The 16,927-nt window shown below is 75.5% G+C and carries 16 protein-coding genes; 10 read left to right on the top strand and 6 right to left on the bottom strand.

Features of this window, described 5'->3' with window-relative positions:
* Positions 1-717: 717 nt before the first annotated feature.
* Positions 718-1,788, bottom strand: a complete 1,071-nt coding sequence (locus EDJALFJO_RS04515; protein ID WP_088282647.1) for an amidohydrolase family protein — start codon at positions 1,786-1,788, stop codon at positions 718-720.
* Between the two features lie 118 nt (positions 1,789-1,906).
* Between EDJALFJO_RS04515 and EDJALFJO_RS04510 the strand changes: the two genes are divergently transcribed.
* The 4 genes from EDJALFJO_RS04510 (at position 1,907) to EDJALFJO_RS04495 (ending at position 6,037) form a co-directional block, all read left to right on the top strand.
* Positions 1,907-2,803: an SIS domain-containing protein gene (locus EDJALFJO_RS04510; protein WP_088282655.1), complete on the top strand. Its 897-nt coding sequence runs from the start codon at positions 1,907-1,909 to the stop codon at positions 2,801-2,803.
* An 83-nt stretch (positions 2,804-2,886) separates the two neighbouring features.
* Positions 2,887-4,167, top strand: a complete 1,281-nt coding sequence (locus tag EDJALFJO_RS04505; RefSeq protein WP_198949994.1) for an ABC transporter substrate-binding protein — start codon at positions 2,887-2,889, stop codon at positions 4,165-4,167.
* 2 nt (positions 4,168-4,169) lie between these two features.
* A complete protein-coding gene (locus EDJALFJO_RS04500; protein ID WP_198949993.1) occupies positions 4,170-5,108 on the top strand; it encodes a carbohydrate ABC transporter permease in 939 nt (312 codons plus the stop codon).
* 5 nt (positions 5,109-5,113) lie between these two features.
* Positions 5,114-6,037, top strand: a complete 924-nt coding sequence (locus EDJALFJO_RS04495) for a carbohydrate ABC transporter permease (protein WP_369812492.1) — start codon at positions 5,114-5,116, stop codon at positions 6,035-6,037.
* A 42-nt stretch (positions 6,038-6,079) separates the two neighbouring features.
* On the opposite strand, the gene EDJALFJO_RS04490 is transcribed toward EDJALFJO_RS04495, so the two are convergent.
* Both EDJALFJO_RS04490 and EDJALFJO_RS04485 read right to left on the bottom strand, forming a co-directional pair.
* The gene (locus EDJALFJO_RS04490) at positions 6,080-7,135 is read right to left on the bottom strand and encodes a 1-phosphofructokinase family hexose kinase (RefSeq protein WP_088282641.1); all 1,056 of its coding nucleotides are present in this window, start codon (positions 7,133-7,135) and stop codon (positions 6,080-6,082) included.
* Positions 7,136-7,142: 7 nt separating this feature from the next.
* Positions 7,143-8,129 (bottom strand): carbohydrate kinase family protein, encoded by a 987-nt coding sequence (locus tag EDJALFJO_RS04485; protein WP_198949992.1) that lies wholly within the window; start codon positions 8,127-8,129, stop codon positions 7,143-7,145.
* A gap of 151 nt (positions 8,130-8,280) precedes the next feature.
* Here EDJALFJO_RS04485 and EDJALFJO_RS34010 point away from each other — a divergent pair, with 151 nt between their 5' ends.
* Entirely contained in the window at positions 8,281-9,714 is a 1,434-nt protein-coding gene (locus EDJALFJO_RS34010; protein WP_158220284.1) for a HAMP domain-containing sensor histidine kinase, read from the top strand.
* Positions 9,715-9,720: 6 nt separating this feature from the next.
* Here EDJALFJO_RS34010 and EDJALFJO_RS04475 read toward each other — a convergent pair whose 3' ends face one another.
* Positions 9,721-10,431, bottom strand: coding sequence for a response regulator transcription factor (locus tag EDJALFJO_RS04475; protein WP_233149676.1), 711 nt, complete (start codon positions 10,429-10,431; stop codon positions 9,721-9,723).
* Between the two features lie 232 nt (positions 10,432-10,663).
* Here EDJALFJO_RS04475 and EDJALFJO_RS04470 point away from each other — a divergent pair, with 232 nt between their 5' ends.
* Together EDJALFJO_RS04470 and EDJALFJO_RS04465 are read left to right on the top strand one after the other, a co-directional pair.
* Positions 10,664-11,146, top strand: coding sequence for a hypothetical protein (locus EDJALFJO_RS04470; protein ID WP_088282637.1), 483 nt, complete (start codon positions 10,664-10,666; stop codon positions 11,144-11,146).
* Between the two features lie 171 nt (positions 11,147-11,317).
* Positions 11,318-11,998, top strand: a complete 681-nt coding sequence (locus EDJALFJO_RS04465) for a DedA family protein (protein ID WP_088282635.1) — start codon at positions 11,318-11,320, stop codon at positions 11,996-11,998.
* 12 nt (positions 11,999-12,010) lie between these two features.
* On the opposite strand, the gene EDJALFJO_RS04460 is transcribed toward EDJALFJO_RS04465, so the two are convergent.
* The gene (locus tag EDJALFJO_RS04460; protein WP_088282633.1) at positions 12,011-13,024 is read right to left on the bottom strand and encodes a LacI family DNA-binding transcriptional regulator; all 1,014 of its coding nucleotides are present in this window, start codon (positions 13,022-13,024) and stop codon (positions 12,011-12,013) included.
* A 258-nt stretch (positions 13,025-13,282) separates the two neighbouring features.
* Here EDJALFJO_RS04460 and EDJALFJO_RS04455 point away from each other — a divergent pair, with 258 nt between their 5' ends.
* Both EDJALFJO_RS04455 and EDJALFJO_RS04450 read left to right on the top strand, forming a co-directional pair.
* Complete coding sequence (locus EDJALFJO_RS04455; RefSeq protein ID WP_198949991.1) at positions 13,283-14,326, top strand: amidohydrolase; 1,044 nt, start codon at positions 13,283-13,285, stop codon at positions 14,324-14,326.
* Positions 14,323-14,934 (top strand): cysteine dioxygenase family protein, encoded by a 612-nt coding sequence (locus tag EDJALFJO_RS04450; protein ID WP_088282631.1) that lies wholly within the window; start codon positions 14,323-14,325, stop codon positions 14,932-14,934. The genes EDJALFJO_RS04455 and EDJALFJO_RS04450 overlap by 4 nt, the downstream gene beginning before the upstream one ends.
* Positions 14,935-14,947: 13 nt before the next feature.
* On the opposite strand, the gene EDJALFJO_RS04445 is transcribed toward EDJALFJO_RS04450, so the two are convergent.
* Positions 14,948-16,294 carry a hypothetical protein gene (locus tag EDJALFJO_RS04445; RefSeq protein ID WP_088282629.1) on the bottom strand — a complete coding sequence of 449 codons (1,347 nt, stop codon included), beginning with the start codon at positions 16,292-16,294 and terminating at the stop codon, positions 14,948-14,950.
* 179 nt (positions 16,295-16,473) lie between these two features.
* On the opposite strand from EDJALFJO_RS04445, the gene EDJALFJO_RS04440 reads away from it, so the two are divergent.
* The coding region (locus tag EDJALFJO_RS04440; protein WP_143448289.1) for a hypothetical protein at positions 16,474-16,927 on the top strand (454 nt) is incomplete at its 3' end.

Raw genomic sequence — 16,927 nt, 5'->3', positions numbered from 1 at the left:
TCGTGCCGGGGCCGTAGCCGTCTCGACAGCCGGACGACCCGAGAGCCCCCGGCCCCGCACCCCCTCCCACCGCTCGTCTCGGCCCGGCGGCAGGGATGGCTCGCCTGCCAAGCGGGTCCTTGCGGCTGCTGCGCGGGTGCAGGTCGGGGGAGTCGGCTCGCCTGCCCGCGAGCGTGGGCTCTGGTGGGTGGTCCTGGGCGGCTTCCGTACGCGTAGTGGCTCTCGTTGGGCGCTCACCGTCCGCGGGGCGCCGGGTTCAGGGCGACTCGCGTGGGCGGTGGGCGAGTCGTGTCCGGTCCGGACCACAGAAGTCGGGGACATGCCGCCGACGGGCGGGCTGGTGCGGACCTCGGCGGCCCGTCGTGAGGGAAGGGCGCTCCGAAGGCACTGATCCCAAGTCCACCGACAGGCGAGAGCCCTACGAGACCCGCTACGACTACGCAAGCCGCCCAGGACCACCCGAAGGGCCGAACCCCCGACGGAGCGCGAGCCGAAGGCGAGACGCGCCAACAACCCCGAGGGGCCACCCGGCCGCGACAGCCCAGAAACCAGCGGCGCGGCACGAGCGGAGGGAGGGGGTTCGGGGCCGGAGGCTCTCGGATCGTCCGGTTGTCGAGACGGGTACGGAACCCACGCCCGACAACAGCCGCCCGTCTCGACAGCCGGNCCGGACCCCCTCCCTCCGCCCCGAGGCCCCCGACGTCGCGCAGCGAAGACCTAGAGCCGAAAGACCCGCCGAGCGTTGTCCGCGTACACCAACGGCAAGAGGGACGACGGGAGCGCGGCTCCTGAGATCGTCCAGCGGCCCTGCGGCGGAACGACTTCGCCGGGCGCGTAGTCGAACGACTCGTCCTCGGTCTCGAGGAACCGGAACGCCGTCTCGTACGCGAGCGCGTCCGGCGGGTACGCGTCGGTCCCGAAGAGGACCCGGGTCGGGTGCCGTTCGACGAGGCGGCGGAAGGCACGCGGCGTCCGGCCGAGCTCGGCGAAGCGGCCGCCGGTGTCGACGTTGAAGTTCGGGTGGTCGTCGAGCATCCGGGAGACCCAGGCGAGGTTCTCGGCGTAGCAGCCGACGTGGGCGCCGACGTAGGTCGTGGACGGCGTCGCGGCGACGAGGGTCTCGAGGGCGGTCATGAGGCGGGCGAAGGTCGGCAGGCCGGGGCCCCCGAACCACCAGTCGGGGTGCTCGCCGAGCTCGTCGACGCGTTCGTTCGTCGCGTCGAGGGGGTCGAAGAAGGCGACCGGGTCGGCGGTGTGGATGAGCACCGGCAGGCCCAGCGTGCCGGCCCGGGCCAGGGCGGTGACGACGCGGTCGTCGTCCGGCAGCACGAGGGTGCCGGTCGCGTCGCGGTGGGTCAGGCCGAGGTCCTTCCAGACCTTGAGGCCGCGGGCACCGCGGCGGGCGGCGTCGTCGACCTGGGCGACGAGAGCGGCCGCCGCGTCGTCGGCCTGCAGGGCCCGCCAGTCGAGGTGGGCGAAGGTCGCGAAGCGGCCGGGGTCCGCGCGGTCGTAGCGGTCGAGGTTGGCGGTGAGCTCGTCGCCCCAGCGGCCGTCGAGGTTGACGAGCGTCACGACGTCGTGGTCGTCGAGGACCCGCATGAGGGCCGGGACGTCGTCGACGAGCCAGCCGCCGTCGGGGGAGAGCCACCGGCCGACGTGGTTGTGCGCGTCGACGACCGGGACGGCGGGCCGCGGGACCGGTGTCACCTCCGCGACGGTCTGCGGGCGGGGGTGCCAGTCCTTGAGGAGGAGCGTGTCGACGAGGCGCTCCGCCGGGGTGTCCGTCACGTGTTCTCACCTCTCGGTCACCGCAGGATCCGCAGAGTGACTGAAGTGCGCAGTACGACTGCTCACTTCACGCACTTCCATTGCAGTTCGCGCAGAAGCGAGCGTATCAATGGCCGGGATGAGCCTCACCGAGACCGAGATCCTCAGCCAGCCCGACGTCTGGGACCGCGCGCTGGCGCTGACTCCTGCGTTCCGGGGCCTCCTCGCCGAGCAAGGCGAGCGCGTCCTCGTCGTCGGCTGCGGCACGTCCGCCTTCATGGCGGCCTCGATCGCCGCGCTCCGGGAGGGCGCCGACGTCGGGCTCACCGACTGGGCGTACGCCTCCGAGGCGCCGACGGGCCGCGGGTACGACCGGGTCGTCGCGCTGACCCGCTCCGGGACGACGACCGAGGTGCTCGACCTGCTGGCGACCGTCGGCCGGTCGAGCCGGCGCAGCGTCGTCACGGCCGTCACCGGGTCGCCGGTCGAGGCGCTCGCCGACGACGTCGTCGTCCTCGACCTCGCCGACGAGAAGAGCGTCGTCCAGACCCGGTTCCCGACGACGACCGTGCTCCTGGCCCGCGCGGCGCTCGGCGAGGACGTCGCCGGGCTGCCGGCGGAGTGCGCCGCCGCGGTCCACCGCGGCCTGCCCTTCGACGTCGCGGACGTCGACCACCACGTCTACCTGGGCCGCGGCTGGACGACGGGCCTGGCCCACGAGGCCGCGCTGAAGATCCGCGAGGCCGCCCAGGCCTGGTCGGAGAGCTACCCCGCCCTCGACTACCGGCACGGGCCGCTCGCCGTGGCGGGCCCGCGCTCGGCGGTCTGGGTCTTCGGGCCGCCGCCGGCCGGGCTCGTCGACGACGTCGCCGTGACGGGGGCCCGGGTCGTCGTCTCGGACGACGACCCGCTCGTCCAGCTCGTGCTCGCCCAGAGGGTCGCCGTGGCGCTCGCCGGCCACCGCGGTCTCGACCCGGACCGCCCGCGGCACCTCACGCGGTCGGTCGTCCTCGCGCGGAACGGAGCCACCTCATGACCCGCCGACCGACCACCCCGAACCGTCGCCCTGACCGGAACCCCTTGCGCCGCAGACGGTTCCTCGGTACCGCTCTCGCCACCGTGTCCGCCGTCGTCCTCGCCGCGTGCAGCGGCGGTTCGTCCGCGGGCTCCGGCGGTGCCCCGGCGTCGCCGTCCGACACCGCCGCCCCGGTGACGCTCCAGTGGTGGACCGGGCAGACCTCCGACGCGCAGAAGACCCTCGACGGGCTGGCGAAGGAGTTCACCGCGCTGCACCCGAACGTGACCATCGAGGGGAGCTCCGGCGCACCGACGACCGACGACCTGCTCCAGAAGGTCACCGCCGGCTTCGCGAGCGACACCTACCCCGACATCAGCTACGCGTTCGGCTCGTGGGCGACCCAGCTCGGGGAGTCCGGCAAGACGCTCGACCTCACCGAGAAGGTCAAGGACCCAGCCGTCGCGTGGGACCAGTTCCCCGAGTCGGCGCGGCTCACCGCCTCCCCCGGCGGCAAGGTCCTCGGCGTCCCCGCGATCGTCGACAACCTCGCGCTCATCTACAACCCCGAGCTGTTCAAGGCCGCCGGCGTCGCCGAGCCCACCGCGGACTGGACCTGGGACGACTTCCGTGCCGCCGCCAAGGCGATCAGCGACCCCTCGAAGAACATCTACGGGACGGCGTACTCGGTCTCCGGGTCCGAGGACACGACGTGGCACTTCTGGCCGCTGCTGTGGCAGCGCGGGGGCGACGTCCTGACCCCGGACGAGAAGAAGTCCGCGTTCAACAGCCAGGCGGGCGTCGACTCCCTCGAGCTGTTGCGCGCGATGGCCGTCGACGACAAGAGCGTGTACCTCGACCAGACCGACGAGAAGTACGGCCCGCTGTTCGCCGACGGCCGGATCGGGATGATCATCTCCGGGCCCTGGCAGCTCTACGACCTCGTCCAGAAGAAGACGCCGTACAAGGTGCAGGTGCTGCCCGGCGTGAACGGCAACCACCAGACGGTCTCCGGTCCCGACGTGTGGGTGCTCTTCGACCACGGCGACGCGAACCGGGCCTACTGGTCCTTCGAGTTCGTCAAGTGGCTGACCTCGCCCGAGGTCGACGTCCGCTGGAACCTCGCGCAGGGCAACCTGCCGCTGCGCTCGTCGGCCGCGTCGACCCCCGAGTACACCCAGTACGTCAAGGACTACCCCGGCGGCGACGTCATGTTCGCCAACCTGCAGAACGCGACGAAGCCGCGGCCGACCGTCAGCGGCTACGTCGGGCTGAGCCGCTACGTCGGCGAGGCGATCGCCAAGACGCTCCAGGGTGCGGCGACCCCGAAGCAGGCTCTCGACGAGGCGGCGAAGAAGGCGGACGTCGCCCTCGCCGGCGGCTGACCGTGACCGTCTTCGCATCGCCCGCGCCGCCGCGGCGCACCCGTGCGGCGCGGACGGCGCGGGCCCGCCGCCGGTTCGTCGGCGACCTCACCGGCTGGGGCTTCGCGGGCCCCGCGACGTTCGTCGTCCTCGGCCTGTCGGTGTTCCCGGCGCTGTGGGCGCTGCGGATCTCGCGACAGAAGTGGAACGGCATCGCGCCACCGAAACCGTTGGGCTGGACCAACTACCAGCTCATGGCGTCCGACCCGGACCTGTTCTCCGCCGTCCGGCACACGGTCGTGCTCACGGGCCTGTTCGTGCCGCTGTCGCTCCTCATAGGGCTGCTCATAGCCATCGCGCTCAACCAGAAGATCCGCTTCGTCGGCTTCTACCGCACGTGCATCTTCGTGCCGTTCGTCGTCTCCGCAGCGGTGACCGGCATCCTCGCGACGTTCGTCTTCAACCCGCAGTTCGGCATCGCGAACGCCGGGCTGCGGTCGGTCGGCGTCGCGCCGCAGCAGTTCCTCGAGAGCCCGTCGCAGGTGCTCCTCGTGCTCGTCCTCGTCTCGCTGTGGGGCTCCGTCGGCTTCACGGTCGTCGTCTACCTCGCAGCGCTCCAGGACATCCCGCGCGAGCTCACCGAGGCCGCCCTCGTCGACGGCGCCAACCGCCGGCAGGTCTTCCGGTACGTCACGGTCCCGCAGCTGCGACCGGTCACGGTCTTCACCGCCGTCTGGCAGACGATCACGGCGCTCCAGCTCTTCGACATCATCTACACGACGACCCGGGGCGGGCCGCTCGGTGCCTCGCAGACCGTCGTCTACTACGTCTACTACCAGTTCCGCGAGCTGCAGCGGTACGGCTACGCGTCCGCGGTCTCCTACGGGCTCTTCGCGGTGACGATGCTCATCACGCTCGGCATGGTCGTCTACGCGCGGCGCCGCGGCACGGAGGCGTTCTGATGGCCGTGGACCGGCTGGACGCCGTCCGGGACGACGCGCCAGGTCCCGTCGAGCGGGCCACGACGGCTCCCGTCCGGCGGCGCCGGCTGCCGTTCAGCCCGTGGCACCTGCTGCTCGCGCCGATGGCGCTGGCATTCGTCTTCCCGCTCGTGCAGATGGTGCTCACGTCGTTCATGGACGACAGCGAGATCAACCGGTTCCCGCCCCGCTTCCTGCCGCGGAGCATCGACCTCGGCGGCGCGGGCGGCCGCGGCAACGACCGGGCGAGCGGCTACGTCGGGCTGCTCACCCAGACCCCGGTGCTGCACTGGCTGCTCAACTCGGCGGTCGTCGCGACGGTCGCCGTCGTCTCGCACCTCGTGCTCTGCTCGCTCGCCGGCTACGGGTTCGCCCGGCTGCGGTTCCACGGCCGGCAGGTCGGGTTCTTCCTCCTGCTCGGCACGGTGATGATCCCGACCCAGCTCCTTCTCGTGCCGACGTACGTCCTGTTCGCCCGGCTCGGGTTCGTCGACACCCTCGCGGCGGCGTTCGTCCCGTGGCTCGCCTCGGCGTTCGGCATCTTCCTCATGCGGCAGTTCTTCCTGTCGCTGCCGACCGAGCTCGAGGACGCCGCCCGGATCGACGGTTGCTCGACCTTCGGCGTCTTCTGGCGCATCGTCCTGCCGCTGGCCCGGCCGGCGCTCGCGACCCTGGCGATCTTCACGCTGCTCGGCTCCTGGAACGACCTCGTCTGGCCGCTCGTCGCGATCAACGACGAGAGCAGCTACACGATCCAGCTCGGCCTGGCGAACTTCCAGGGCACCCGGCGCACCCAGTGGTCGCTCCTCATGAGTGGCAACGTCGTCGCGACGATGCCGCTCGTCCTGGCGTTCCTGTTCGCGCAGCGGCAGTTCGTCGCGACGATGACGTTCAGCGGGCTCAAGGGCTGACGGCCGGACGGCGTCCGGGCGCGGCGCCCAGCGGTGCCTCGCCTACAGCGGCGACAGCGTCGTGACGAGCACCTTCTCCGCGAGCGTGCGCGCCGTCCCGGCGTCGAGCACCCCGGCCCCGGGGGTGAGCGCGTTCGCGGCCCCGGCGCCCATCGCGAGCCGCAGCGCGGTCTCGACGTCGTCGGGGGCGTCCGCGAGCGCGGTGAGCAGCCCGCCGAGGAAGGAGTCGCCGCTGCCGACGGGGAAGTCGCCGCGGACGTCGAGGGTCGCCCGCAGCGGCGGGCCGGTCCGGGAGGCGACGACCGCGCCGTCCGCGCCGGCCGTGACGATCGCGAGCGAGGTGTGCGGGGACGCCGCGAGCAGCGCGGTCGCGAGCACGGCAGGGTCGCGCAGCTGGGCGGCCGTGAGCGGGTCCGCGCCGGTGACGTCGCCGCCGCCGTCCCCGTAGCCGGTGCCGCGCCCGGAGCCGAGCAGGGCCGCGGCCTCCTCGACGTTGACCTTCAACAGGTCCGCGCCGGCACCGACCGCGGCGGCGAGCGCCGTCGAGTGGGTGTCGACGGCGACCTTCGCGCCGGCGCCCTTGGCGGCGGCGACGAGGTCGGCGAGCGCCTCGGGCACCGGGCCCGGCGGCAGCGAGCCGGACAGCGACACCCACGACGGGTGCTCGTCGCAGACCCGGACGACGGTGTGGAGCAGGTCCGACCAGGCCTTCGGCGTGATCCGCGGCGGCGGCTCGTAGAACTCGGTGAGCGTGCCCGCCGAACGGTCGGAGACCGACACGCACGTCCGGGTCGGCTCGATCCCCATGACGGTCGCCAGCCGCATCCCGCTGCGGGCGAGCATCGCGACCATCCACGCGCCCGAGTCGCCGCCGAGGACGCCGGCCGCCGCGACGTCCGCGCCGAGCGCCCGGGCCGCGCGCGCGACGTTGAAGCCCTTGCCGCCCGGCACCCGGTAGACCTCCGCGGGGCGGTGGATCGTGCCCGGCGCGAGGTGCGGGACGACGTACGTGACGTCGATGCTGGGGCTCAGTGCGACGCAGACGATCCGCGCGGGGCGTCGTCCGCCCGCGCCGCCCGATGCCGTCGCACTCGTCATGGGACCGTCATACCAGCCCTTCGACCTCTGCGCGGGTCGCTTGTGCGCTCGTGCCGCCGGCCGCGCGGGTCGAGAGCGACCCGGCGACGGCGGCCCAGCGCAGGCACTCGGCGAACGGACGTCCGTCGAGCCATGCCGCGAGGAACCCCGCGTCGAACGAGTCTCCCGCACCGGTGGTGTCGACGACGTCCATGACCAGCCCCGGCGCCGCGTGCCGGCCCGCGGCGTCCCACCCGAGCGCGCCGGCCGCTCCGGCCTTGACCGCGACGAGCGGCCCGGCGGCGCGCAGGACGGCGGCCGCGGCCCCGAGGTCGTCCGTGCCGCCGTCCCTGCCGCCGTCCGTGCCGCCCGGCAGGGCCGCGGCGAGCGCGACGAGCTCGGTGCCGTTCGGCAGCAGGACGTCGACGTGCGGCAGTGCGTCGGCGACCCCGCCCCAGCGGCCGGCCGGGTCCCAGTTCGTGTCGAGGGACGTCGTGCAGCCCGCGGCCCGCGCCCGGGCGAGCAGCGCGGCCCCGCGGGCCGCGAGCCCGGGCAGCAGGAACCACGACGCGACGTGCACGTGCCGGGCCCGGGCGAGCAGGTCGTCGCCGACCGCGTCCGGGTCGAGCAGCGGCAGCGCGCCGAGCCGGGTGAGGATCGCCCGGTCGCCGGGGGCGGAGAGGATCACCGACAGCCCGGTGGGGACGTCGTCCTCGACCCGCACGGTCGAGGTGTCGACCCCGCGCGCGGCGAGGGCGCCGACGACGAGGTCGCCGAAGAGGTCGCGGCCCACGTGCGCGACGAGCGCCGTCCGCAGCCCGAGCCGGGCCGTGCCGGCCGCGACGATCCCGGCGGAGCCGGCGGGCACGAGGTCCGCGGCGTCGAGGAGCTGCTCGGCCTGCCCGAACCGCGGGACGACGTCGCCGCGCAGCACGAGGTCGGGGTTGAGGTCGCCGACGACGAGGACGTCGAGGTCGCGCTGCTGGTTCACGGTCGTCGGCACGGTCGGGGGCACCGTCGAACCGTACCGAGGGCACGCCGGATCGAGCGGCCGGATCGAGCGGCCGGATCGAGCGGCCGGATCGAGCGGCGGGATCGAGCGGCGGGATCGAGCGGCCGGATCGAGGGTCCCGGGCGCCGCGGCGACCGCGCCCTACGCTGACGTCGTGGACGACACCGCGGCGCCCCGGGTCCCGCTGCTCAGCACGATCCTGCAGCGGTCGATCCTCCTCGGCGCCGCGCTGGCGATGCTCCTGTTCGCGCTGCCGCTCGGTGTCGCCGTCGAGGGCCTGTACCGCAACCAGACCGCCGGTGACGTCGCCCGGGACGCCGAGCGCGCCCGGGCCGAGCTCAACGACCGGGTCCTCGAGGCGCTGCGCGAGGGCACGGCCTCCGGGATGACCGGGGTGCTGCCGGCGCCGCACTCGGCCCGCGTCGTCCTCGGCGTCTACAGCTCCTCGGGCGCCCTCCTGCTCGGTGAGGGCCCCGACCGTGCCGAGGCCGTCGTCCGGGAGGCGGCCCGCACCCTCGTCGAGACCGAGACCGTCGGCCGCTCCGGGATCGTCGTGGCCGTCCCGGTGCCGGACGACGACGGCCGGCGGGCGTTCGTCGTGCGGGCGTCGGAGAACTCCCACGAGTACGTCGAGCGCACCTACGCGGCGTGGGCGGCGATGGCCGGCATCGGCCTGCTCGTGCTGCTCGTCGTCGCGGCGGTCGCGCGGTCCCGGGCGCGGCGGATCGCCCGGCCGCTGGAGTCGCTGGCCCGGGCCGCGGAGGCGCTCGGCCGCGGCGACTTCACCGTGCGCGCCGTCCGGGCCGGCGTCGCCGAGGTCGACGCCGTGAGCCAGAACCTGGAGCGGACGGCGCGCCGGCTCGGCGGGATGCTCGAGCGCGAGCGGGCGTTCTCGAGCGACGCGAGCCACCAGATGCGCACCCCGCTGACCGCCGTCCGGATCGGGCTGGAGTCCGCGCTCATCACCCCGGGCGCGGACCTGCGCCAGGCTGCCTCGGACGCGCTCGTCGGCCTCGACCGCCTGGAGCAGACCGTCCTGGACCTGCTCGAGCTGGCCCGCGACACCGGCGGCACCCGGACCCGGGCCGACGTCGCCGCCGTCGTCGCCGACGTCGCGTCGTCCTGGCGGCCCCGGCTGCAGGCCCTCGGCCGCGACGTGCTGGTCCGGTTCGAGCAGCGGCCGGCGTTCGCCGCGGTCTCGGAGCCGGCGATGCGCACGGTCCTCGACGTCCTGCTCGACAACGCGCTCGTGCACGGCGCCGGTGCGGTGCGGGTCAGCGTCCGCGGGCTCGAGGGGGCCGTGCTCGTCGACGTGTCGGACGAGGGCGGCGGCGTCGGCGGCGACCTGCGGCGGATCTGGGTGCGGCGGTCCGCGGACGCGAAGGGCACGGGGATCGGCCTGTCGCTGGCCCGCTCGCTGGTCGAGGCGGACGGCGGCCGCCTCGAGCTCGTGCGGGCGGTGCCGGCGACGTTCGCGGTGCTGCTGCCGCTCGGGGTGCCCGACGAGCGCGACGAGCCGGGCCGGCCGGATGACGGCCGGCCGGGCGCGGCCCCGTCGGTCTCCGGGCCGGTCCGCCGCCGGGCCTGACCCGGGTTACGCGGGCGGGTCGTACCGGTAGCCGTAGCCGCGGAGCGTGACGATCCGTTCCGGGTCCTCGCCGTGCTCGGCGAGCTTCTTGCGCAGCGACGAGATGTGCATGTCGAGGGTCTTCGTCGGGCCCGACCAGTTGGCGTCCCAGACGTCGCTCATGAGCTGCTCCCGGGTCACCGCCTGGCCCGCCTCGGCGACGAGCGCCGCGAGCAGCTCGAACTCCTTGGGCCGCAGCGCGACCTCGGTGTCGTGCACCTCGCAGCGCCGGGCGCCGAGGTCGAGGCGGAGCGCCCCGAGGACGACGACCTCCTCGCCGCGCTGGTCGGCCGGGCCCTGCCGGCGCAGGTGGGCGCGGATCCGCGCGAGCAGGACGGGCAGCCGGAACGGCTTGGTGAGGTAGTCGTCGGCGCCGGCCTCGAGGCCGAGGACGACGTCGAGGTCGTCGGCCCGCGCCGAGAGCACGACGACGACCGTCGAGGGCAGCTTGGCCCGCAGCAGCCGGCACAGCTCGACGCCGTCGAGGTCGGGCAGCCCGAGGTCGAGCAGCACGAGCACGGGCGGCTCGTCCGCGGCGAGCTCGAGGGCCTCCGCCGCGGTGAGCGCCCACAGGACGTCGTAGCCCTGGCCGCGCAGGGCCGCGGTCAGCGGAGTGCCGATCGTCGGGTCGTCCTCGACGACGAGCAGGGTCGGAGCGCTCTCGGGTACCACCACCACGGGCCCCACCGTAGGACCACCGGGACCGGACGCGGGGACCACTGGTCCGTCCGGGTGGACGTGTCCCGGAACACACCCGTCCGGATGACCGTCTTACCGTGCGTTGACCGCACGCACCGTGAGTGCTGACCGGCGGGTTCCTAGCGTCGTACCTGGGCCTGGACGACGACCGTGTCGCCCGGGACCGGACCGCCGGACCGACCGGCGGACGCTACGGAGGGAACCACCCGCGATGACCAGCCTCGACTCCCGCACCAGCCACGCCGCTCCCGTGCCCGCGGTCTCGGCGAACGCCGTGCCCGTCGCCGGCGCCGTCCCCGCCGCGGTCTCCGCAGGCCACGGCGAGCACGTCCTGCGCCGCGGTGTCGCCGCCGTCGGCCTGCTCGGCATCGCCCTCATCCACGTCGTCGACGTGCCGGACAAGCTCGAGGAGGTCCCCTACCTCGGGGTCGCCTACCTCGGTCTCATCGCCGTGTCGCTCGTCGTCGCCGAGATGCTCGTGCGCCGCGACGACCGCCGCGCCTGGGCGCTCTCCGCGCTGCTGTCGGCCTCGGTGATCCTCGGCTACGTCGTCAACCGGACGACCGGCATGCCCGGCGCCATGGACGACATCGGCAACTGGCTCGAGCCGCTCGGCGTCGCCTCGCTCTTCGTCGAGGGCGTCGTCCTGGCCGTCTCCGGCATCGCCCTGGTCCGGCGTCCGGGCCGGCGCTGACCGCCGCACGGACACCGCAGCCATGAACCACCGCGCCGGCCCGGGACCGCACTCCCGGGCCGGCGCGGTCGTGCGTCCGGGGCCCGGGCGCCACGGGGTAGCCCCTGGGACGGACGGGCGATCCGCCCGTCGGCGGACGCCGGACCGCCGTCCGGGTGGCAGGCTTGAGCCGTGAGCCACCTGCTCGAGCCGATCCTGAACCTGCCTCCGGCCGTCGCGTACACGGTCATCGCCCTGCTCGTCTTCGGCGAGGCGGCGGTCTTCCTCGGCTTCGTCCTGCCCGGCGAGACGGCCGTCGTCCTCGGCGGCGTCCTCGCCTCCCGGCACGACCTCAGCCTGCCCTGGCTGCTGCTCCTCGTCGTCGTCGCGGCCGTCCTCGGCGACAGCGTCGGGTACGAGGTCGGCAAGCACTACGGCGAGCGGGTGCTCCGCTGGCGCCTGCTGCACCGGCACAGCGGCAAGCTCGACGGGGCCCGCGGGTACCTGCGCGAGCGCGGTGGCTCGGCGGTCTTCCTCGGCCGCTGGACGGCGTTCTTCCGCGCCGTCATGCCGGGGCTGGCCGGCATGAGCCGGATGCCCTACCGGCGCTTCCTCGTCTTCAACGCCGTCGGCGGCGTGGCCTGGGGCGTGACGTTCACCCTCGTCGGGTACCTCGCGGGCAACTCCTACGCCGTCGTCGAGAAGACCGTCGGGCGGGCCGGCGCGCTCGTCACGCTGGCCCTCGTCCTCGTCGGGCTCGTCGTGTGGCACCGCCGCCGCCGGCACGCCGACCCCGCGGGCGCCCTCCCGGGCGGCGTCCAGGTCGCGACGCACGCGGACGACCGCGACGGCAGCAGGTCCGCGGACGTCTGACCGGGCCCCGGCCTAGGCGCGGCGCGGCGGCCGGGCCGTCGAGCCGCCGTCGAGCAGCGTCGGCCGCCGGACGACGCGGCGCCGGCGGGGGACCCCCTCCAGCGCGGCCGTGACGAGCCGCGACGTCGCGGTGACGATCGCCGCGGTGTCCCAGTCCACGGTCGTCAGCGGCGGGGTGAGCAGCGCCGACACCGGGCGCCCGTCGTAGCCGAGCACCGAGAGGTCGCGCGGCACGTCGAGACCCAGGACCCGGGCCGCGGCGTAGCCGCCGTGCGCGATCGAGTCCGAGAAGCAGAAGAGCGCCGTGGGCCGGCCGGGGGCGGACAGCAGACCGAGCGCGGCGTCCGTCGCGGCCCCGAGGGCGTGCGCGGCCGTCCCGATCGTCACCCGGACGCCGAGCCGCTCCGCCTCGGCCCTGACGTGGACGTCGCCCGGCCGGTCCGGGGTGCTCGGCCGGGTCGGCGTGAGCACCCCGATGTGCCGGTGCCCGAGGGCGACGAGGTGCTCCAGGGCCAGCGTGACCCCGCTGCGGTTGTCGAAGACGACCTCGCCGGCCGTCCGGGCGCCCGCGAGCGCGTCGCCGACGACGACGAGGGGGACCTGCTCGGCGACCTCCGCCCAGAACGGCGCCGCGGGGTCCACCGGCGCGAGCACCATCGCGTCGACCCGCTGGTCGACGAGCCGCCGGGCCAGCCGCTCCTCGTGGCCCGGGTCGCCGCCGGAGTCGAGGACGATCGCGAACCGGTCGTCGCCGAGCAGCGCCGCGCCGAGCGCGACGACCGTCTCCTGCTGCCAGAGGTCCTCCAGCGAGGCCCACAGGACGCCGACCATCCCGGTCCGGCCGCTCGCCAGGGCCCGGGCCACCGGGTTCGCCTCGTAGCCGAGCTCGGCCGCGGCCCGGCGGACCCGCTCCTGGGTCTCCTCGGAGACCTGGAGCCCGCGCATGGCGTAGGAGACGGCGGCCTGGGACAGGCCCGTGGCCTCCGCGACGTCGCGGATCGTGACGCGCCTGGCAGGTCGGGGCACCGGGTCAGCGTACAAGCGCCGTCCGACGGTCCCGGCCGGGCGAGGTCGTCCCGGCAGGCGGTCGGTCCCTTGACGGCGCCGCATCCGCGCGCTATCTCTTGTGAAGGGGTTCAGTGAACCGCTTCACCTGAGTATTTCCAGAGGGTTTCGTGGCGGAGGCGCTGCACTCCCGCAGCACTCCCGACGCACTCCCGACGCACTCCCGAAGCACGGCCGCGCCAGGCTCCGACCGTCCGTCGTCCGATGAGGAGGTGACCCGTGCCGCCGTCCGGTTCCGTCGACGTCCACCAGCACCTGTGGACGCCGGCCCTCGTCGAGGCCCTGCGGGCCCGCCGTCGTCCGCCGTACCTCGACGGCTGGACGCTCCACGTCCCGGGCGCCGCACCGTTCGCCGCCGACCCGCTCGACCACGACGTCGAGGCCCGGGCCGGCGCCGCCCGTGCCGACGGGCTCGCGCTCGCCGTCGTCGCGCTCTCCGCCGGGCTCGGGGTCGAGCACCTGCCGCCCGACGAGGCGGCCGCGGTGCTCGCCGGCTACCACGCGGGTGCCGCGGCGCTGCCCGCGCCCTTCGCCGCCTGGGCCGCCGCGGGGCTCGTCGAGCCCGACCCGGCGGCGCTCGTGGCCCGGCTCGACGACGGCTTCGTGGGCCTCGAGCTACCGGCCACCGCGCTGGCGGACGACGCGGGGTGGGAGCACTGCGCGCCGCTGCTCGCCGTCCTCGAGGAGCGGGGCGCGCCGCTGCTCGTCCACCCGGGGCCGGCAGCCCCCGCACCGTCGGCGGCCCCCGCCTGGTGGTCGCCCGTCGTGGACTACGTGCCCCAGATGCACGCGGCGTGGTTCGCGTTCCGCGCCTTCGGCCGCCCGGCGTTCCCGCGGCTGCGGGTCTGCTTCACGCTCCTCGCCGGCCTCGCGCCGCTGCACGGCGAACGCCTGCGGGCGCGCTCGGGCGGCGACCCGGCCGCCGCCGGCCGGGGGCGCGTCGACCCGGACGCGTTCCTCGACACGTCGTCGTACGGGCCCCGCGCCGTGGACGCCGTCGTCCGGGTCCTCGGCGTGGACGTCCTCGTGCACGGTTCCGACCGCCCGTGGGCGGTCCCGCAGAGCACCGGTCTGGGCGACGCCGCCGACGCCGTCGTCCACCGGGACAACCCGCTCCGGCTCCTGCACGGGGTCCGGCCGGCCGCGCACGGAGGGCCCGGTCCCCGGCCGCCGGACGGCGGCCCGTCGCGGCCCCGGGCCGTGCCCGTCGGCGCGGCCGCATCGGCAGCAGCCCCGGTACCGATCCAGGAAGGACGACGATGACCATCTCCGACGTCGCGCAGTCTCCCCAGGCCGGCGCACCGACCGCGGGCCCGCTCCCCGGCGGTGACGTCGACGTCTGGTCGGCGCTGCCCGCCCGCAGCCTGGGCGCCGACGAGCTCAAGGCGCTCGTCGACACCCTCGCGGTCCGCCCCGAGCTGTGGCGCGAGCACGTCGCCTACGACGACGACCGCCGGCACTTCGTGTCGCTGCACCGCGACGAGCACGTCGACGTCTGGCTGCTGTGCTGGACGAACGTCAACGACACCGGCTGGCACGACCACGACATCTCCTCGGTCGCCTACCACGTCGTCGAGGGCGCGGTCTGCGAGCAGAACCCGCGGATCAACGGCACCCCGCGCCAGACGCTGCTCGGCCCCGGGTCGTCCCTGGCCTTCGGCCCCGAGCACATCCACCGGGTGAGCGGGGTCGCCGACCGCAGCGTGACGATCCACGCGTACTCGCCGCCGCTGTGGCGCCTGGGCCAGTACGCGATCAGCGACGACGGCGTCATGACCCGGGTGTCGGTGAGCTACGCCGACGAGCTGCGCCCGATGGACACCGCGCCCCAGGGCGCGCCCCCGGTGGGGAGCGGGCCCGCCGGAGGGTGAGCGGCCCGCCCGCTCACGCGTACTCGCGCAGCCGGCCCCGCAGCCCGAGGGGGCCGAGGACGGTCACGAGGACGGCGACCGCCCACGCGGCCAGGGCACCGGCGCGCAGGCCGTTCGTCGCCCGCGCCCAGCCGTCGTCGGCGGCCTGCACCTGTCGTGCGAGCAGGGACCCGCTCGCGGCGTCGAAGCCCTCGAACGCGCCCAGCGGCCCCAGGGTGCTCGCGTCGAGGGCGACCGCGACCTCGGTCTCCCGGTCGCCCTCGGACGCCGCTGCGCGCAGGCGCCCGTGCGCCGTCCGGTAGCCGTCGAGCTGCTCCCGGGCCGCGACGACGGCCGCGGCCTCCGTGGCCTCGCCGCTGGTCGAGAGCGACCGGCGCGCCGCCGCGAGCGCGTCCTCCGCCTCGCGCATCGAGCGCTGCCACGCCGGCTCGGCGGCCGGGGTGCGGCCCGCGACGACGGCCAGGGCCTCCGCGGACCGGGCGGCGAAGGCCGCGGACCGGGCGGTGACGAGGTCCTGCGCGACGGCCGACGGGCCGCGCGTCACCCGGTCCACCTCGGCGCGGCTGCCGCGCACGACGCCGCCGACGAGCACCGCCGCCCCCGCCAGCAGGACGAGGGCCAGGGCGAGCGGCGGCGCGAGCAGCCGGCGGAAGCGGCGGGCGAGCCACACCTGCAGGGCGAGGAGGACCGTGCACGCGAGGACCGCGACGGCGAGCGCCAGGAGCTCGCTGCCGGACGAGGTGGTCGCGTCGCGGCGCAGCCGCGAGGCGGCCTCCTCCCGGGCCGTGCCGACGACGGGCAGGACCCGGGTGCGCAAGGTCGTCGAGGCCGCGGCCACGGCGGGCACCGCACCGGGGCGGCCTTCCCGCGCGAGGGCCCGTGCGACCTCGACCTGGCCGCTGTACCGGGCCAGCCAGAGGTTGGCGACGGCGAGGGTGCGCGGGTCCGAGGCGTCGGCCGCGAGCATCGGCACCCCCGTCGCGGCGGGCTGGAGGGCGTAGCCGAAGCGCCGGGCCCGGCTGCCGCCGTCCCGGGTGCCGCGGAGCACGTCGTCCCCCGCCGCGGCGTCCGCGACGACGAGGCGGGTCCCGACGTCCTGGAGCCGGACGACGTCCCTGGTGTCCGCGCGGGCCCTCTCCAGACCGGCGGCGCGGCGGTGCGCGGCGAGGCCCCCGAGGCCGCCGGCGGCCAGGCCCGACACCACCACGGCGACGAGGGCGAGCCGCAGGAGGGCCGGGGTGTCCGGACGGCGGGCCCGCCGGGACGTGCGCGCTGCGGGCCGGGGCGGGCGGCTGGTCGGTGCGGCGCCGGTCGGTGCGGTGCTGGTCGGCGCGCCGCCGGTCGGCGGGGTGCTGGTCATGGTCGGCACGTCGCGATGATGTCCCCGTGCCGGGCGCGGTTCCGTTATGCGGCAGATGTTCTCCGGACGTTCACCGGGCCGCCGGACGGTCGGGCGCCGCCCCGGCCAGGTCTTGACCAGGTGTCCGCCCGGTGCCCAGCATGGGTCCCCCGCAGAGATCTTCCCGCCCGAGGAGCAGCGTGGCGCCGGAGGGCAGCCCAGGGGCTGACCGCCCCGCGGACGACGTCATGGCCGTCGTCCGCGACTCCGTCGCGGCGCTCGACAGGTCGGCACCGGGGTTCCGGCCACGCTGCTACGCCGAGCTCATCGCCCTCGTGCCGGGCATCCTCGGGTCGACGGCCGACCACGGGCGCGCGGTGACCGAGGAGCTCACGACCCAGGTCTTCGCGGCGGCCCTGAGCGAGGACACCGACGGCGTCGTCGCGGACCGCCTCGGCCGGGTCGGGGCGCAGCTCTACGCGGCGGGGTTCCCGGTCGACGGGTACCAGGGCGCCGCGCACGCCGTCCTGCGCGCCGCTCGCGACGTGTACCCGGACGACTGGGACAGCACCCTCAGCTCGGCCTGGGTCGCCTACCTCGGCTGGGCCGGCGACCGGCTCTCCCGCGGTGCCGCGGCCGAGCGCGCCCGCGGCA

The sequence above is a fragment of the Kineosporia sp. A_224 genome (assembly GCF_002198655.1).
In the GTDB taxonomy this organism is placed as follows: Bacteria; Actinomycetota; Actinomycetes; order Actinomycetales; family Kineosporiaceae; genus R-H-3.
This window is presented reverse-complemented; position numbering and strand designations above follow the sequence as displayed.